Annotated in this window: 12 protein-coding genes; all 12 read left to right on the top strand. The window is 41.9% G+C overall.

Features of this window, described 5'->3' with window-relative positions:
* Positions 1-8: 8 nt before the first annotated feature.
* From tssM to tssH, 12 genes are read left to right on the top strand one after another with little or no spacing between them, the layout of a single operon-like run.
* Positions 9-3,527, top strand: coding sequence for a type VI secretion system membrane subunit TssM (tssM, locus tag R7Q46_RS00955; RefSeq protein WP_318077222.1), 3,519 nt, complete (start codon positions 9-11; stop codon positions 3,525-3,527).
* Positions 3,509-4,204: a type VI secretion system-associated protein TagF gene (tagF, locus tag R7Q46_RS00950; protein WP_005387528.1), complete on the top strand. Its 696-nt coding sequence runs from the start codon at positions 3,509-3,511 to the stop codon at positions 4,202-4,204. The genes tssM and tagF overlap by 19 nt, the downstream gene beginning before the upstream one ends.
* 9 nt (positions 4,205-4,213) lie before the next feature.
* Complete coding sequence (locus R7Q46_RS00945) at positions 4,214-5,008, top strand: PP2C family protein-serine/threonine phosphatase (RefSeq protein WP_005375947.1); 795 nt, start codon at positions 4,214-4,216, stop codon at positions 5,006-5,008.
* On the top strand, positions 5,001-6,116 hold the full coding sequence (tssA, locus tag R7Q46_RS00940; protein ID WP_017635624.1) for a type VI secretion system protein TssA: 1,116 nt from the start codon (positions 5,001-5,003) through the stop codon (positions 6,114-6,116). The genes R7Q46_RS00945 and tssA overlap by 8 nt, the downstream gene beginning before the upstream one ends.
* 15 nt (positions 6,117-6,131) lie before the next feature.
* Positions 6,132-6,662, top strand: coding sequence for a type VI secretion system contractile sheath small subunit (gene tssB / locus R7Q46_RS00935; protein WP_005375949.1), 531 nt, complete (start codon positions 6,132-6,134; stop codon positions 6,660-6,662).
* Positions 6,662-8,155, top strand: a complete 1,494-nt coding sequence (tssC, locus tag R7Q46_RS00930; protein WP_005375950.1) for a type VI secretion system contractile sheath large subunit — start codon at positions 6,662-6,664, stop codon at positions 8,153-8,155. The genes tssB and tssC (R7Q46_RS00930) overlap by 1 nt, the downstream gene beginning before the upstream one ends.
* 52 nt (positions 8,156-8,207) lie before the next feature.
* Positions 8,208-9,719, top strand: coding sequence for a type VI secretion system contractile sheath large subunit (gene tssC, locus R7Q46_RS00925; RefSeq protein WP_064369227.1), 1,512 nt, complete (start codon positions 8,208-8,210; stop codon positions 9,717-9,719).
* 10 nt (positions 9,720-9,729) lie between these two features.
* On the top strand, positions 9,730-10,524 hold the full coding sequence (locus R7Q46_RS00920) for a type VI secretion system accessory protein TagJ (RefSeq protein WP_017635622.1): 795 nt from the start codon (positions 9,730-9,732) through the stop codon (positions 10,522-10,524).
* A gap of 7 nt (positions 10,525-10,531) precedes the next feature.
* The gene (gene tssE / locus R7Q46_RS00915) at positions 10,532-10,996 is read left to right on the top strand and encodes a type VI secretion system baseplate subunit TssE (RefSeq protein ID WP_017635621.1); all 465 of its coding nucleotides are present in this window, start codon (positions 10,532-10,534) and stop codon (positions 10,994-10,996) included.
* Positions 10,993-12,816: a type VI secretion system baseplate subunit TssF gene (gene tssF / locus R7Q46_RS00910; RefSeq protein ID WP_213871141.1), complete on the top strand. Its 1,824-nt coding sequence runs from the start codon at positions 10,993-10,995 to the stop codon at positions 12,814-12,816. The genes tssE and tssF overlap by 4 nt, the downstream gene beginning before the upstream one ends.
* Entirely contained in the window at positions 12,813-13,778 is a 966-nt protein-coding gene (gene tssG / locus R7Q46_RS00905) for a type VI secretion system baseplate subunit TssG (protein ID WP_005375963.1), read from the top strand. The genes tssF and tssG overlap by 4 nt, the downstream gene beginning before the upstream one ends.
* 10 nt (positions 13,779-13,788) lie before the next feature.
* Positions 13,789-16,356: a type VI secretion system ATPase TssH gene (gene tssH / locus R7Q46_RS00900; RefSeq protein WP_025767715.1), complete on the top strand. Its 2,568-nt coding sequence runs from the start codon at positions 13,789-13,791 to the stop codon at positions 16,354-16,356.
* Positions 16,357-16,548 lie beyond the last annotated feature (192 nt).

Below are 16,548 nucleotides of genomic sequence, written 5' to 3'. Positions count from 1 at the left end.
AGATAGAGATGCGTATTAAAGAAATTGGCAGAATATTTACTCAAAGATGGTTTCTCGGTCTTATCGGTGTCGCTGCTTGTTCTATTTTCATTTGGGTTGTTGGTCCACTTATTACGATAGCGGGATATGAGCCCCTAAAGAGTGACTTTCAACGGCTAGTCACTATTCTAGTGTTGGTGTTGCTTTGGGCGATATTTAACGTTACCAAGCAGCATAAGCAAAAGGTGAAAGAAGACGAAAGTATTCAAACGTTGCTTGAGGTTGATAGCCAATCAGATAAAGAAGCAGCAAGTGAAATTGACTTAATGCGCGAGCGTATTGAGCAAGCTGTCAAAGTAGTGACGAAAACACACAAAGGCAAGAGAAGCTTGTATGACTTACCGTGGTATGTGTTGATTGGCCCTCCTGGAACGGGGAAAACAACCGTATTAAAGCAGTCGGGGTTAGAGTTTCCATTAGGAGACAGCCTTGGCTCTGACTCTATTGCCGGTGTAGGTGGCACTCGCCACTGTGATTGGTGGTTTGCAAATAAAGCAGTTCTTATAGATACGGCTGGCCGGTATACGACACAAGACAGTCAAGAAAAGGTCGACTCTAAAGCGTGGCATGGTTTCTTAGGATTGTTGAAAAAGTATAGAACGCAAAGACCAATTAATGGTGCGATTGTTACGATAAGTTTAGCCAGCGTGATGTCTCAGACTCGAACCGAGCGAAGTCTTCATGCTCGAGCAATTAAGTCGAGACTTCAAGAACTGAAAAACCAGTTAGGCATGCAGTTTCCGATTTACGTATTGCTCACCAAAATGGATTTAGTTGCCGGTTTCAATGAGTTCTTTGCCGATTTAAGTAAGGAAGAGCGAGAGGAATTATTTGGTTTCATGTTCCCTCGTGAAGTGGATGATGAAAGAGGCGTTATTTCTCTATTCAACAAAGAATTTCATGGCATGTTGGAGCGCCTTGATGCCCGTATGCTTAGAATACTTGAAACAGAGGACGATTTAGATAAACGCGCGCTTATCTTTGAATTTCCAAAGCAATTAAGAGTGCTACAAGCTAATCTTGACGAGTTTTTAGCTGAAATTTTTGCACAAAACAGTTTTGAAGAGCCTGCCTTGATTCGTGGTGTGTTTATGTTGAGTTCGGTTCAAGAAGGCTTACCAGTCGATAAGCTGATGAATGAATCAACCAATGGACTTGGGTTAAATCGATTAGCTCTAGCAAAGAGTCAGACTGGTTCTCATAGTTATTTCGTAAAGAATCTTTTTGACAAGGTTATTTTCAAAGAGCAACTGTTAGGAACAGTTAATCGTCACTATCAAAAGCAGTCAGGTTGGATGCGTCGAGGTGTTTACATTGGATGTACAACGCTACTGCTCGGAGCTTCTTCGCTTTGGTTTATGAGTTATAAGTGGAACTCACAGTTAATTGTCGACACCAATGAACAAGCTAGCCATATTGATGCAATGATTGGCGCTCAAAGTTTAGATTTTGAAGCGGATATTGTTTCAGCTGTAGAAACATTAGATAGGTTGATGACGCTTCCTCTCGGAAAGCAAAGCAACTACGGTGATGCCGACTCTGTAAAGAGGTTTGGTCTCTATCAAGGAGACAAAGTATCTCAGGCGGCAAGCAATGCATATTCTGATGCTTTGACCCAATATTACGCCCCTTTGCTTCTTGATAGCCTGGTGTCAGAAATGGAGAGCAATCAACAGCATCGTGAGTATTTGTACGAAACGTTAAAAACGTATTTGATGTTATTCAATCCAGACAAATATCAACAAGATGAAGTGTTGGCTTGGTTTAACTTTTATTTCGAACGTCAATATCCGGGTGAGCTAAACGCAGACTTAAGAAGACGTTTGCTACAGCACACTCAATATTTATTAGGCAACGATGGACAAGGCTTTACTTACAACACTGCTGCCGTTACGAGTGCTCGAGAAGTGTTGACTCAAATGTCTCTACCTGAACGTGCTTATCAGCGAATGAAAATACAATTTTCTAAGAGTCATGTACCTTCATTTCGCTTGACTGATGTATTGGGACCTAAAGGGCTTGAGCAGTTCGAGCGAGCTAGTGGAAAACCGCTATCACAAGGCATTTCGGGTTTCTACACGTACAATGGTTTTCATAGCATTTTTCAGATTCAGATCAACCGTACAGTAAAAAGCCTAATGGAAGAGAACTGGGTTTATGGTGACGATCTTAAGGCTCATGAAATTGATCAAGATAGTGCCATCCAAGGCGTTCAGTCTCGATACTATCAAGATTATGTTAATGAATGGAAAACGTTGATCGAAGATATTCAATTGAAGCAGGCTCCGAGCCTAGAACTTGCGACAGAGCAAGCGAGGGTTTTATCTGGAGTTGAAAGACCAATCGAATCTTTGTTGAGAGCAATCCAAAAAGAGGTTGCTCTATCAAAAGTATCATTGTCAGAAAATCAAAAAGCCGCTTCTGAAGTTGCTGGTAAAGTTGCCAAAGTTAAGTTTTCAAATACGGCAGATAGACTAGACATGTATTTAGCTGAAGAAAACGGTTTCAATGTTGCTCTGCCAGGTAAAGAAGTCGAATCGCATTTTTCAGAGATCTTACGCCTTGGTGAGCAAGACTTTGATGATATTCAACAAGCAATGGTTAACTTGCGTTCGTATTTAAGTGACTTATCAAGCTCTGGTAACAATCAGAAAATTGCCTACAAAAGTATTTTAGATGGAACCGTTACACAAGATGTCGCAGCTTCCTTTGCTCGTGCTAAAGAACTTTTGCCGAGACCATTTAATCAATGGCTAGGTGAGCTTTCTCAAGAGTCGGTTAAGTTTGCGGAGAGCGGTTCGAAGGATCATCTAAATCAACTTTGGGTAACACAGGTGGTCCGCCCTTATCAGCGGACTATTGCTGGCAGATATCCATTCGAGCCCAACGCGAGCAGAGAAGTTAGATTGAAAGACTTTAAGCGATTCTTTGGTTATGGAGGCACGCTTGACGCATTCTTCCAAGAATACCTCGAACCGTTTGTGGATACTTCGAAAAGTCGTTGGCGATTAGAAAAGGAAATTGGAGTTCGTCCAGAAACACTAATGGTCTTTCAAAGAGCGCAACGTATCAGGCAGTCTTTCTTTGAATCTGATAATTCCTTACGCGTAGAGTTTGGGATGAAGCCTGTTTATCTAGACCAGCACATTACTCGATTTGTCTTAGAGTTGGGTGGACAAGATTTGGTTTATAAGCATGGACCAGCAAGAGCTAAATCGTTGAGTTGGCCTGCCGGTCAAGATCAGACTCGAATTGTGTTCACACCACCTGAATCTAAACGCGAAATTGCGCATACCTATGAAGGTGAGTGGGGCATATTCAAGCTTTTGGATCAATCACTTAAAGCAAGGCCAGAATCGCGTAAAGACAATATAGTTATGATTGATTTAAAGGGAAATAAGGTGCAGCTAGAGCTTATTCCTTCTAGTGCCATTAATCCGTTTTGGTCAAATGAAATGGAGAGGTTCAGATGTCCACGAACCTTATAACATCAGGCTGGGGCTATATCGGTAAAATGCCTGCAAAAGGGGACTTTGTGAAAGATGGTTTATCACAAGATTTCTCGGAGCGTTGGCATGATTGGCAACAGGCGGTTATTGCAGTCAGCAGGGAACAACTGGGTGAAAGCTGGAATGAGCACTTTTTAACGGCTCCTGTGTGGCACTTTGCTTTGGATATTAGCTATTTAGAAGACTCAACCTACATTGGTAGCATGATTCCTAGTGTTGATGCATGCGGTAGATACTTTTTCTTTACTATAGCTCGTGCCGTAAAAGGTGAAGCTGCGCAATATTGGGGTGACAGAGCTTGGACAGAGGACAGTGCCGCTCTTGCTCTTTCAGTACTTGAGGACGACTTTGTCTTTGATGTTTGGCATAAGAGTACTCAAGAAAAAAATGACCTCGTTGCGAATGTAACAAGTGAAGTGAGGCCTCTAGAGTTTCTTTATCAAAGCCAAATATCTACAGTTTTTCATGATCACGGCAATACTGATCAAAATACGCTTTTGAATTACCTCATTAAAGAAAAATTGAGTAAACCATGTTTTTGGTGGACTGAAGGTTCAACGAAGGTTGAACCATGCATGTTCATTACTAGTGGATTTCCTTCAATTGGTCAGTTTTCAGCCATGCTTGATGGCGGCTGGAAAAAGTGGAATTGGTAGGATAGAAGAATGAATTGGAACTATTTTACCTTTGCTAAATCGCACGCAGGAAAAGTACGCCCTTATAACGAGGATGCTCTGTTGGATATGACAGAGCAGCATATTTGGGTGGTTGCCGATGGAATGGGTGGACACAGTGCTGGCGATATAGCAAGCCAGATGCTAGTGGATAGAGTCGCGCGCCACATGCAGGATGTCTCCAATACTAATATCGATGATATCCGAAGAGTGGTTCAAGAAGCGAACTTAGAAATTTACCAATACGCACAAAATCACTTAGACGGTAAAACGATGGGAACAACACTTGTTTTGTTGTTTATTCAGGATGGGTATTACCACTGTCTTTGGGTGGGGGATAGCCGAATTTACCAGCTTAGAAGTGGTAATTTTGTCCAAAAAACACGTGATCATAGTCAAGTCATGGACTTAGTGGATCAGGGCTTATTGGCATTTGAAGATGCCGAATCTCACCCTCTTGCAAATGTTATTACCAGAGCTGTTGGGGTCGACGAAAGTGTCACTATTGATCAAGTTTCAGGGCAGTTGGCTGACGGCGATCAGTTTTTACTCTGTAGCGATGGGCTCTCTAAGGAACTTACGAGTGATGAAATTCATCGGACATTGTATGCAGACTCAGTCAACCAAGCTGGATTAGCGCTCATGCATTCGGCTTTGGTTCGGGGCGCAAGTGATAACGTAACTTGTGCTTTGATCAAAGTTCGCCAAGCGCAAACGGAGTGCGAAACAGTAACTAGAGAAGACGCGACAATACCTGTCTTTCTAAGAGGGAGAGCTTATGAGTAATGAAATGTTTGATTGGTATGAACAAGCGTTGGCTCCTATATCTCAAGAAAATCCTACAGGTGTTGATCCTAGAGAGGATGTATCACCACAGTCTGCTTACTATCGGTTGAAAGATCAGCGTATGGCCGCCCGCAACGCTGAACGTAACGCTCTTATAGAAGAAGAAAGTATCTATACCCACAGTAATTTATGGCGAGTATTTATTGAAGATGTCCCAGAAATACTCACGAATCAGTCTAAAGATTTGGAATTTGTTGCCTGGCTTATAGAAGCCCTAACTCGATTGTATGGTTTTCGTGGTATGGGCGTTGGCTACAAACTCGCAACCAGTTTAATTGAGAACTTTTGGGATGATCTGTACCCAATGCCTGATGAAGATGGTATTGAGACAAGAATATCGGCGATTATTGGCCTCAATGGTATCGATAGTGAAGGAACACTTATTTTTCCAATTGCTTGTATACCATTGACTGACTTAGGCGTAGAGCAAGCTTATGCCTATTGGGAATATCAGCAAGCTATAGAGCTTGAGCGCTTAGACGAAGATAAGCGCCGAAATCGAGTCGAGCTTGGGGCTGTTGAGCTATCTGAAATTACAACTACGGTTAAGTCGACTTCTGATACGTTTTATCGAGAATTAATCACGGATTTGGAGTTCGCTACGGAATCATTTAATGAATTCAGTCAGCGATTAGATGAAGCGGTCGGTGATGTGACTCCTAGCTCTTATATATCAAAAAGACTTGAATCAATACACTCGGCATTAAAGCACCTTCTTGGAGACCGTTTTAATCAACCACAAGCAGTGATTGAAGAGCTAGAGGATCTTGATGAATCTTCTTCTGAACAACCGTTAAGTGCACAAAGTTGTGACGCATTATTAGCGACAAACATGAAATCACGAGAGCAGGCAATTAGACAATTGCAGCAAGTAGCTGATTTCTTCCGAGAGAGTGAACCTCACTCACCAGTTTCTTACTCCATCGAACAGATTATTCGTTGGTGTGGGATGCCTCTGCCGGAGTTACTGGCGGAACTTATCTCCGACGGGGATGCAAAGAAAAGCTACTTCCGTTTGGTTGGCATAGCAGAACAAAATGAAAATTAATAAAGGGAGAATGGTATGACGAGTATCCACTCGAAACTATCACGAGTACGGAAGCCTCGTGTCCACATTACCTATGATGTTGAAACTGAAGGTACGACTCTTAAGAAAGAACTGCCTTTTGTTGTAGGTGTAATGGGTGACTTCGCTGGTCAAAACACAGAAGCGTTGAAGCCATTAAAAGACCGCCGTTTTATTCAGATCGATCGAGATAACTTTGACGATGTACTCAAAAAAATGAATCCATCGGTGAAGTTTAAAGTTGCGAATAAGCTTGCGAATGACGATTCACAGTTTGAGGTCGATTTAAACTTTAAATCAATGCAAGACTTTGAGCCTGCTGCGATCGTAAATCAAGTTGATCCACTACGCCAATTGATGGAAACGCGTAATAAACTGCGTGATTTGATGACAAAAGTTGACCGCTCAGAAGAGCTTGAAAATATCCTAGAGGATGTTTTGAACAATACAGACAATCTGGCAAGACTTGCAGGCGAGTTAGATCTTGGCAAGAAAGCGAAGTCAGACAGTACTGAAGGAGCGGAATAATGACGACTGAAGCTGAAAAACAGTTAGATCCAACTGTTAATGAACAGACAACTTCATTCTTAGATCAAGCTATTGGTGCGACTAAGCAGACCGAAGCTTCTCGTGCTGAGGAGCTGATTAAAACGCTCGCTGAAGAAGCAATGAAAGGGACAGTTACTTGGAACAAAAACCTAACAGTAACTTTTCGTGAAGCGATTAATTTGCTCGATAGGCAGATTTCTGATCAGTTGTCTGAAGTAATGCATCACCCAGAATTACAGAAACTCGAAGGTTCTTGGCGCGGCTTAAATTATCTAGTGATGAATTCAGAGACCAGTTCTACTCTGAAAGTTCGCATGATGAGTATGACCAAGAAAGAACTACATAAAGACTTGAGCAAAGCTGTTGAGTTTGATCAAAGCCAGATCTTTAAAAAGGTTTACGAGTCTGAGTTTGGTAGTGCTGGTGGTGAACCGTATGGTGCATTGATTGGAGACTATGAGTTTACCAACCACCCAGAAGATATTGAGTCGTTACGCCTAATGTCAAATGTAGCGGCTTCTGGCTTCTCTCCATTCTTGTCCGCGGCTTCACCAGCACTATTCGGCTTTGATGAGTGGACTGAGTTGTCAAAACCACGCGACCTAGATAAGGTATTTGAATCACTAGAATACGCCCAATGGCGTTCGTTCCGCGAGAGTGCCGATTCGCGCTTCGTTAGTCTGACGATGCCAAAAGTCCTTGCTCGTTTGCCATACGGACAAGCTACCGCTCCAGTCGAAGAGTTTGGGTTTGAAGAGTTCGAAGTAGATCCTGTCTCAGGTATTGCTGTTAACGCTGAACATAACGACTACTGTTGGATGAACTCTTCGTATGTTCTTGGTGTTAAGTTAACCGACGCATTTTCAAAATATGGATTTTGTACTGCCATCCGTGGTGCAGAAGGCGGCGGTCGAGTGGATAACTTGCCAACGCATTTCTTCATGAGTGATGATGGCGACCCTGATATGAAGTGCCCAACAGAGATTGGTATTACCGACAGACGTGAGGCGGAGCTTGGTAAGCTTGGTTTCTTACCGCTTTGTCACTACAAAAACACCAACTATGCAGTGTTCTTTGGTGCGCAAACCTGTCAAAAACCAGCGAACCATGAATCCCCTGAAGCAACGGCCAATGCGGCCATTTCTGCCCGCCTACCTTATATGATGGCAACATCTCGTTTTGCGCATTATTTGAAAGTAATGGCTCGAGATAAAATTGGTAGCTTTATGGAAGCAGAAGACGTTGAGTCTTGGCTGAACCGCTGGATCCTAGGTTACGTCAATGCTTCTGAAGGCGGTGGTCAAGAGATCAGAGCGAAATACCCTCTAGCAGACGCTCGTGTTCAGGTTAAGGAAATTCCTGGCGCACCTGGTTCTTACAATGCCGTAGCATGGCTGAAGCCTTGGTTACAAATGGAAGAACTGACCACATCTTTGCGACTTGTGGCAAAGATCCCTCAGTCAGGTGGATAAGAAATGAATTGGCTGGTCGAAAGGCCAGCCATGACCAATCTTTATGTTCTAGATGGAATTAGCAGTGTCACTTAACTTTCGCGACCCTAGCAAGCTAAAACATGAGTTCAGTACCGGAGGCTATGCTGAACTTGATAGCCCGTGGTTGACTCGATTCAATGAATCTTCTGATCTTGTAGCGTCAGCGCGAATTTGGCTAGAAGGTACACGTTCAAGAGATTTGGACAGCTTTCGTCATAGTGTGATGAACACAATTAACCGCATTGATGAGCTATTAGAATCTCAACTAAATGAAATATTACATCATCCTGAGTTTCAACAGCTCGAAAGGGGGTGGGTTGGAGTTAGGTATTTATGTGAACAGGTTGATTCTCGTTCATCGGACTCTGTAAAAGTTAAGGTTTTAACGGCGACATGGAATGAAATCAGTAAAGATGCTTTAAAAGCCATCGAGTTTGACCAATCAGCACTATTTAAGTTGCTCTATCAAAATGAATATGGCATGGCAGGGGGAGAACCCTTTGGTGTGGTGGTTGGAGATTATCAGCTTCGCTGTGATCCTAGTAAAAATTATTTTGATAGAGATCTGTCTGTGTTGAGTAAGATCTCTCAGTCTGCAGCTGCAGCATTCAGCCCATTTATCATGTCTGCATCGCCAGAGATGTTTGGTGTTGATAGTTTCGCTCAACTCTCTGCGATAAGAGATATAGCAGCCCAATTTGAACAGGAAGATTATGCAAAGTGGCGTAGTTTGAGAGATAACGATGACGCTAAATTTATTGGTTTGACTGCACCTAACGTCTTGTTCCGTCAGCCATACAAAAGTGATGGCTCGCGGAATGATAAATTCAATTTTCAAGAACACATCTACGACTCCAACCGAGATTTGCTATGGGGGAGTAGTGCGTACTGTTTTGCTGCCGTATCAATTAGAGCATTTCAGGAACATGGTTGGTTCACGCATATGCGAGGGATTAAACAAGGCGATTACAGTCAGGGTATTATCGTCGCTCCTACAAGGAGCAAGATGCGTGTTAATGGCAAGAATGATCGTGAAAGATGTCCGTTAAACTTGAAAATCTCTGAGAGAAAAGAACAAGAATTGTCTGAGTGCGGTTTTATTTCTATTTCTCCAATACCTGAGACCGATATGGTGGGGATGACCTCGAATGTATCTCTCTACAAGCCCAAACAATACGCAGAAAAGCATATTTCAACGAATGCAAAACTGACATCGATGTTGCAATACACATTGTGTGTATCGCGAGTCGCACATTATCTCAAGGTTATGGGGCGTGACAAAATTGGTGGGTATCAAGACGCGGAAAGCCTAGAGCGTGACTTTCAACGCTGGTTACATCAGTACACTACCGCATCAGATGAAGCGTCTGATGAGCTTCGAGCTAAATACCCCCTAAATGAAGCGAAAATTACAGTTCGAGAGAAAAGAGAAACTCCTGGACATTATTACTCAGTTATCCATTTGCGACCGCATTTTCAACTCGATCAAATGGTATCTAGCATTAAATTAATTACCGAATTATCACCAGAGCACATGGTGTAAGGAAATAACAATGACTCAATGGAAAAATGCTTTGTCCCAAGGCCTATTGCAACACGCTCTAGAGCAATTAATTGATGAAATTAAAGCAACCCCTAAAGATGCGAGCTTGAGAAGTTCCTTCATTGAGCTTCTTTGCATTGATGGGGACTTCGAGCGTGCGGACGCTCAGCTCATGCAATCGATTAAATTGTTTCCTGAGTATCTGCCTGGTGCAAGTCAGCTACGACATTTAGTGAAAGCAGCTCAAGCTAGAAAGGATTTTATCAATGGTGCGGCTAGTGCCAAAGTATTAGGTGATGAGGAATTAACTAAAGAGCTTGTTCGATTTAATCTTGCTCTCGGAAATCAAGAGTACGAAGAAGCGTCACGTCTATCGCATCGCATTGAAGAGCATCGTACTATTAAAGGGTTTAACGTAAACGGCACAAACTACGAAGATGCTAGAGATATTGATGATCGTTTAGGTGGTTACATTGAACTGTTTTCTACAGCAGGTAACTATTTTCTTGTACCCATATCGAGCATCCATACGCTAGAAGTTAAAGCACCTACTTCTTTGTTAGAGAGTATTTGGCGACCTGTCGAGTTTGATATCGATGGACTTGGTGAAGGCGAAGGCCATATGCCGTTGACATATGTTGACTCAGAGACCGATGCGCAAAAGTTAGGTCGAGAAACGGATTGGAAGCAGATTGGTGAGCAAGAATCTTTTGTTGGCTTGGGTCAAAAATGTTGGTTAGTCGGTGACTCAGCGCTTCCAATCTGTGATTTGACTACATTATTAGAACAGAAACAAATAGCGTAGAAATATCATGTCGTTAACCGTTTCTCTGCTCGACAAATTGATAGATAGTGATCCTCTCACTCGAGATGAGAAAGACTTCCCTGCAAGCCAGCAACAGATGTTGAGCAGCTTACTTAGAGATCTAGAGTCGATGCTGAATAGTCGTATTGGATGGAAAAACATTCCTGATGACCTTCTAGAGGTTCGTTATTCAATATTGAATTATGGACTGCCAGATTTTTCCTCAATGCCCTATAGCAGCCAAGAAGGGCAGAATCAGCTTTGCGACATTGTTCATGATGCAATTAAAGAGTTTGAGCCGAGGTTAAGGAACCCTCATGTCCAGATTTCGGACGAGAAAAACGCTATTGATAGGGTATTGAGGTTACAGATAAATGCCACTTGCTTAATTGATAACAGTATTCATGAAGTGCGATTCAATTCTGAAGTAGAGCCGGTAAATTTAGGTATGAAACTGAGTAGAGCAAAATGAGTGAAGAGTTTCTCAAGTACTATAATCGCGAGTTAGCTTATTTGCGTCATAAAGGGCAAGAGTTTGGGGAGCAGTATCCTAAGATTGCTGCGAGACTTCGTATTAGTGAGGAACAGGTTGACGATCCACACGTAGAAAGATTGTTAGAAGGCTGCGCATTTCTAACAGCAAGGATTAGACAAAGCTTAGACAATAGTTACCCTCAGTTTACAGAGTCTTTGATGGGACAGTTATATCCGGATTTTCACGCCCCAATCCCGTCAATGTCAGTCATTAAAATGAGCTGTTCTAACTCCACTTCCTCTTATTTTGATGTAGAAGAAGGCGAGCGAGTTGTTATCGGTGCTCCTGGATATCATGAGTGCGAGTTTAGAACTTGTTATCCGGTCAGAATGTATCCTGTTGATGTGACCTCTGGCGTTTTTAAAAATGCGCCTTTCAAGCCAGTTGGCTCACGATGGGAAAGCAATGCTCATTCAGTTTTGAAAGTACAGCTCACGGCTCAAGATGAAGAGACTCCTCTTGGTGAAATGGGGGTAGAACGGCTGCGCTTCTATTTAAACGGTCAATCTCAATTGACTTTTAAGCTCTACCAAATGCTGTTTCAAAACCTAATTGGTTTATCTGTTGTTGTGGATGGCAAAGAAGTTCGTCCTTTAACCAAAAGACATCTTTCTGAAGTGGGATTTTCAGAAGATGAGAAAGTTGTGCCATACAGTAAAAGAAGCTTTTCAGGAGCAAGATTACTTGTTGAGTATTTACACTTTCCTGAGAAGTTTATGTTCTTTGATATCACCGAACTTGGATTATCAGAGCTAGATCTTAGAGAGCAAGTCGAACTGTATTTTTACTTTGATACCAACGATGACTGGCTTCCAAAGCAAGTGGACGAAGAAAGCTTAATGGTAGGCTGTGTGCCTGTGATCAACTTATTTAAAAGTATTATGGAGCCTAAGCGTATTCTACCAACTGAATACGATTACCACTTGTCTCCACAATACCAAGAAGCTGAAAGTAATGAGGTTGTCTCAATTTCTGACGTAACGTTGAGAAACTGGAACAAAACGTACCACAATTTGCCATGTTATCACGCTGGTGAGCACACGCATTATACGAACACTAGTGAGATTTATTGGTTGATGAGACGTGAGGATAAGAACTGGGCTGGTGGGTATGATGAGCCAGGTAGAGAAACTTACATTTCTTTTGTTGATAAAAAACATCAATTGTTCAGCCCGGATAGCCGGGAAAACTGGTTAATGTACGTGGAAGCTGAGTGCTGTAACCGCAACTTAGCGCAGAAACTTCCATTTGGAGGTGGGCTGCCGCAAGTATCTTTACCGGAGGTTAATGACAATTTCGAATCTGTTCGTTGTTTAGTTTCTTTATCAGAAACTATTCGGCCAGAAATGGATGAAAGCACACGATGGCAGTTAACTAAGCTTTTAACTTTAAACCATTTTACCGAGGAAGATGGTTTAGCAACTTTGAAGCAGACCCTTAATCTCTATGCATTTTCTGGGACAGCAGAAACGAAAGCGGTAATCGATGCTTTAACTAAGTTAGAGTTTAAGCCTACTACAGGAAGAATTAGTCAGAAAGGTAAAGTTGGATTTGCGCACGGTATAAAAATTATTTTGACGGTTTCTGATCAAATTTTACCTAAAGAGCAGATCTTTCTCTTAGGTAGTGTTTTATCTGTTTACTTCTCGCAATATGCTGAAATTAACATTTTTACGCAGTTAGAAATAAGACTTAAGTCCACGGGAAAGTCTTTCCACTTATGGCCCGCATTAACTGGCGATAAGGTGTTGCTATGAGCGCGGAACAATTTTATCGAGAATTAAAGCAACATCCATTGTTTGAAGCGATTCATCTTATTGAACACGAAGTTCTGCAAGCAGAGGCGCAAATAGGAACAGATGCGTTACCGAAGCATGAAAAGCTAAACTTAAAGGTTAATCCATCATTAGGTTTTGAAAATGCTCAGCTTTGTGAACTGAAAAATATAGATGACAGCAAGTTAGAGATTGAGACCAATTTAATAGGCCTAACGGGTGAGCAAGGTGTGCTTCCCCAGCACTATAGTGAATTAGCTTTACATCGCCAAAAAGAAGGCGATACGGCTATGGTGGACTTCTACGATATTTTCAATCATCGCTTGTTATCTCTTTATTATCGATGTTGGCAACTGAGTCAGCTGACTGTTCAGTCTCGTGCGCATGCGCAGGGCGCGCGTTCGCCGTTAGAAAGCTGTAAATCGGCATTAACTGGGAAAGGGAGTTCACTGTCCCGGCACTATGGTGGTGTGTTTGCTTCACCAGTGAGAAGTAAAGGTGGACTAAAAAGTATTCTTGAATGTTTATCTGGATGCCAAGTAAAAGTTCATGAATTTCAAGGACAATGGTTACACCTTACGAAAGAAGAGCAAACACGCCTTGCATCCCGAACTATGCCTGAAGGGCAGTTTGCTCAACTTGGTTTAGGAGCGTCTTTGGGTTCGAAAGCATGGAACATCAACGCGGGGACAACAATAGAATTTCTGCCAAAAGATAAACAGCTAGTTAGTAAATTGCTTCCTAACCAACCCAATATAGCAATCATTAAGAACGCTGCTTATGAGTTGATTGGAAAACATAAACAACTGAAGTGGCAGCTCACCACCAAACATAGTTTGCTACCACAAGCTTGTTTATCGAAACAGCAGGGGCAGTTAGGTATTGGTTCTGTGCTTAAAAAACACGAACGTACAAAAGATCGAACTATAACAATTACTATTTAAAGGAAATGTAATGGCTTCACTCTCACTTTCAGCGTTGGTCGAAAGATTGTCTCCTCAGGCTAAGGAAACACTTGAACAGGCAGCTGCGATGGCAAGCTCCCGAACTCATCACAGTATTGAAATGTCTCACTGGTTAATGATGATTATCCGCCATCCTGACGATATTTACTCTGAAGTTTTTGACGAATTTGATGTCGATAAAATCAAGGTTGAAACCGATATTCAAAAGGCATTAGAAAAATACAAAACAGGATGCCAGTCGGTGCCTGGGCTATCAGCTCATACGGTGACTGTTATGCAAAATGCCTTGTTGTCTGCAACCATTGAATTCAATCAAGAACAGTTGGGGTGCATCCATCTTTTATTTGCCTACTTGTCTGATGATACGTTAGTCAACATGGCTGGTTCGATTAGTCCTGAACTAAACAAGATAGAACCATCTCGCTTATTGAACTTTAAAGAAAGTAATGCGCCTCAATCAAGATCGAATGACTTAGCGCAGTCAAACGCGAATTCCGCCTTGAATCAATTTACAACAGACCTTACTGAGCAAGCTAGGGAAGGTAAAATAGATCCGGTGATAGGTAGAGATAATGAAATTCGCCTAATGATCGATATTTTATTAAGACGCCGACAAAACAACCCGATTCTTACGGGAGAAGCTGGTGTTGGAAAAACAGCCGTTGTTGAAGGTTTGGCGCAAAAGATCATTGATGGCGATGTACCTCCCGCTCTGCAAAATGTGGCAATTAAGTCTCTGGATTTGGCGTTACTGCAAGCCGGCGCAGGCATGAAAGGTGAGTTTGAAAACAGGCTTAAGAACCTTGTTAAGGAAGTAAACGACGCTCCACAGCCTATTATATTGTTCATTGATGAAGCTCATGGCCTAATTGGCGGTGGTGGGCAAGCGGGCCAAGGTGATGCGGCGAATATTCTGAAGCCAGCATTAGCGAGAGGTGAACTCAGAACGATCGCAGCAACAACGTGGGCAGAGTATAAAAAGTATTTTGAAAAAGATGCAGCTTTAACTAGGCGTTTTCAAGTCGTAAAGGTTGATGAGCCAGCCCCTGAGCTCGCGATTGAAATGTTACGAGGCTTACTTGATGTAATGGCACAACACCACGATGTTCATATCACTAACCAAGCTCTCAATGCAGCGGTCCAACTCTCAGCTCGATACATTAATGGTCGTCAACTGCCAGATAAAGCGGTTTCTGTTTTGGATACGGCCTGCTCTCGAGTTGCGTTAAGTCAGTCATCTACACCGGGAGGCCTAGATGCGAAAAGAAATAAACTTAAAGCAAAGCAAGCTGAGTATGAGCATCTTAGCCAAGAGAATCGGCTAGGAGCATCTCTTGATGTGCAGCTGCAAAGTGTCCGAAAAGAGATTGATGCGCTATCTAATGACATTATTGAATTAGAAGTACTTTGGGAAAAAGAAAAAGAATGGGTAAGTGAAGCTAAGTCACTTAGAACCCAAATAATCCAGGAGGGTTCTGAGACTGCGAGAGACAAGTTACAAGAGCTTGAAAATAACCTCTCCGCTAACTCACAGCCCTTAGTTTTTTCGCATGTAAATGAAGCGCTAATCGCAGAAGTTATTTCGGATTGGACCGGTATACCGCTGGGTAAACTTCAGGATGATGAAATCCAAGCAGTATTGGGTTTGAAAGAAAGTTTGTGCAAGCGAGTTGTCGGGCAGGATCACGCTTTAGAGCTCATGTCTGAAGTGATAAAAACTGCGAGTGCGCAGCTCACGGATGAGACACGACCAAATGGTGTATTTCTCCTAACCGGACCAAGCGGAGTGGGTAAAACCGAATCGGCTTTGGCGATTGCAGAGAAAGTGTATGGTAGTGAAGAAAATGTCACGACTATCAATATGTCGGAATTTAAGGAAGAGCATAAAGTCTCATTACTATTAGGTTCTCCTCCTGGTTATGTCGGTTATGGAGAAGGAGGTGTACTGACTGAAGCTGTTAGACGTAAACCTTATAGTGTAATTCTCCTCGATGAAATGGAAAAAGCGCACCCTGGTGTTCAAGATATTTTTTATCAGGTATTTGATAAAGGCTCAATTAAAGACGGTGAAGGTCGAGATATAGACTTTAAAAACACTATTATTATTATGACCGCGAACACAGGGACCGAAACGACGATGTCTTTGTATTCTGATCCTGATTTAGCGCCTGAGCCGTCAGCACTAAAAGATGCTTTACGCGATGATTTGTTGGTTGACTTTAAACCAGCATTTTTAGGGCGTGTGAATGTATTACCTTATTTGCCTCTATCAAGAAAAGTATTGATAGAAATAACAAAACTAAAGTTGGATAAAATTACGACTCGTATTCGTAAGCACTATAACGCTGACCTGTTTTTTGATGAGGAACTAATTAATGATATTGTAGACAATAGCAATGAGTCTGGGAGTGGTGCGCGTGTGGTACAAACAACCATAGAAAATACATTGCTTCCGAAGATTTCTCATGAAATATTGCATGCAATTCTTAATGATAAGACGTTTGATGAAATTATTGTTAAAGGTACAACTAGTGGACTTGATGTCTCAATAGTTTAACATCCTTTACACTCTCAATAATAATTGGGAGTTGGTTCATATTAACTATTATTTTTTATAGAAAACGCTTAAATTAAATCTTATTTAAAGATATAACAGGGCGTATTTAAAATGAAGTTTTTGATACATTAATCACTAATTATCACCAAACGTCAGATAATTAAATTATTACGATATATGTCAATTAATAAT

It is taken from the genome of Vibrio sp. 811 (assembly GCF_033339195.1).
This window is presented reverse-complemented; position numbering and strand designations above follow the sequence as displayed.

Excerpts from the sequence above, each read along its gene's own strand:
- tssM (WP_318077222.1), top strand. The coding sequence starts at position 9 with ATGCGTATTAAAGAAATTGGCAGAATATTTACTCAAAGATGGTTTCTC.
- tssB (WP_005375949.1), top strand. The coding sequence starts at position 6,132 with ATGACGAGTATCCACTCGAAACTATCACGAGTACGGAAGCCTCGTGTC.
- R7Q46_RS00945 (WP_005375947.1), top strand. The coding sequence starts at position 4,214 with ATGAATTGGAACTATTTTACCTTTGCTAAATCGCACGCAGGAAAAGTA.
- tssG (WP_005375963.1), top strand. The coding sequence starts at position 12,813 with ATGAGCGCGGAACAATTTTATCGAGAATTAAAGCAACATCCATTGTTT.
- tssE (WP_017635621.1), top strand. The coding sequence starts at position 10,532 with ATGTCGTTAACCGTTTCTCTGCTCGACAAATTGATAGATAGTGATCCT.
- tssH (WP_025767715.1), top strand. The coding sequence starts at position 13,789 with ATGGCTTCACTCTCACTTTCAGCGTTGGTCGAAAGATTGTCTCCTCAG.
- tssC (WP_064369227.1), top strand. The coding sequence starts at position 8,208 with ATGGAATTAGCAGTGTCACTTAACTTTCGCGACCCTAGCAAGCTAAAA.
- tagF (WP_005387528.1), top strand. The coding sequence starts at position 3,509 with ATGTCCACGAACCTTATAACATCAGGCTGGGGCTATATCGGTAAAATG.
- R7Q46_RS00920 (WP_017635622.1), top strand. The coding sequence starts at position 9,730 with ATGACTCAATGGAAAAATGCTTTGTCCCAAGGCCTATTGCAACACGCT.
- tssC (WP_005375950.1), top strand. The coding sequence starts at position 6,662 with ATGACGACTGAAGCTGAAAAACAGTTAGATCCAACTGTTAATGAACAG.
- tssA (WP_017635624.1), top strand. The coding sequence starts at position 5,001 with ATGAGTAATGAAATGTTTGATTGGTATGAACAAGCGTTGGCTCCTATA.
- tssF (WP_213871141.1), top strand. The coding sequence starts at position 10,993 with ATGAGTGAAGAGTTTCTCAAGTACTATAATCGCGAGTTAGCTTATTTG.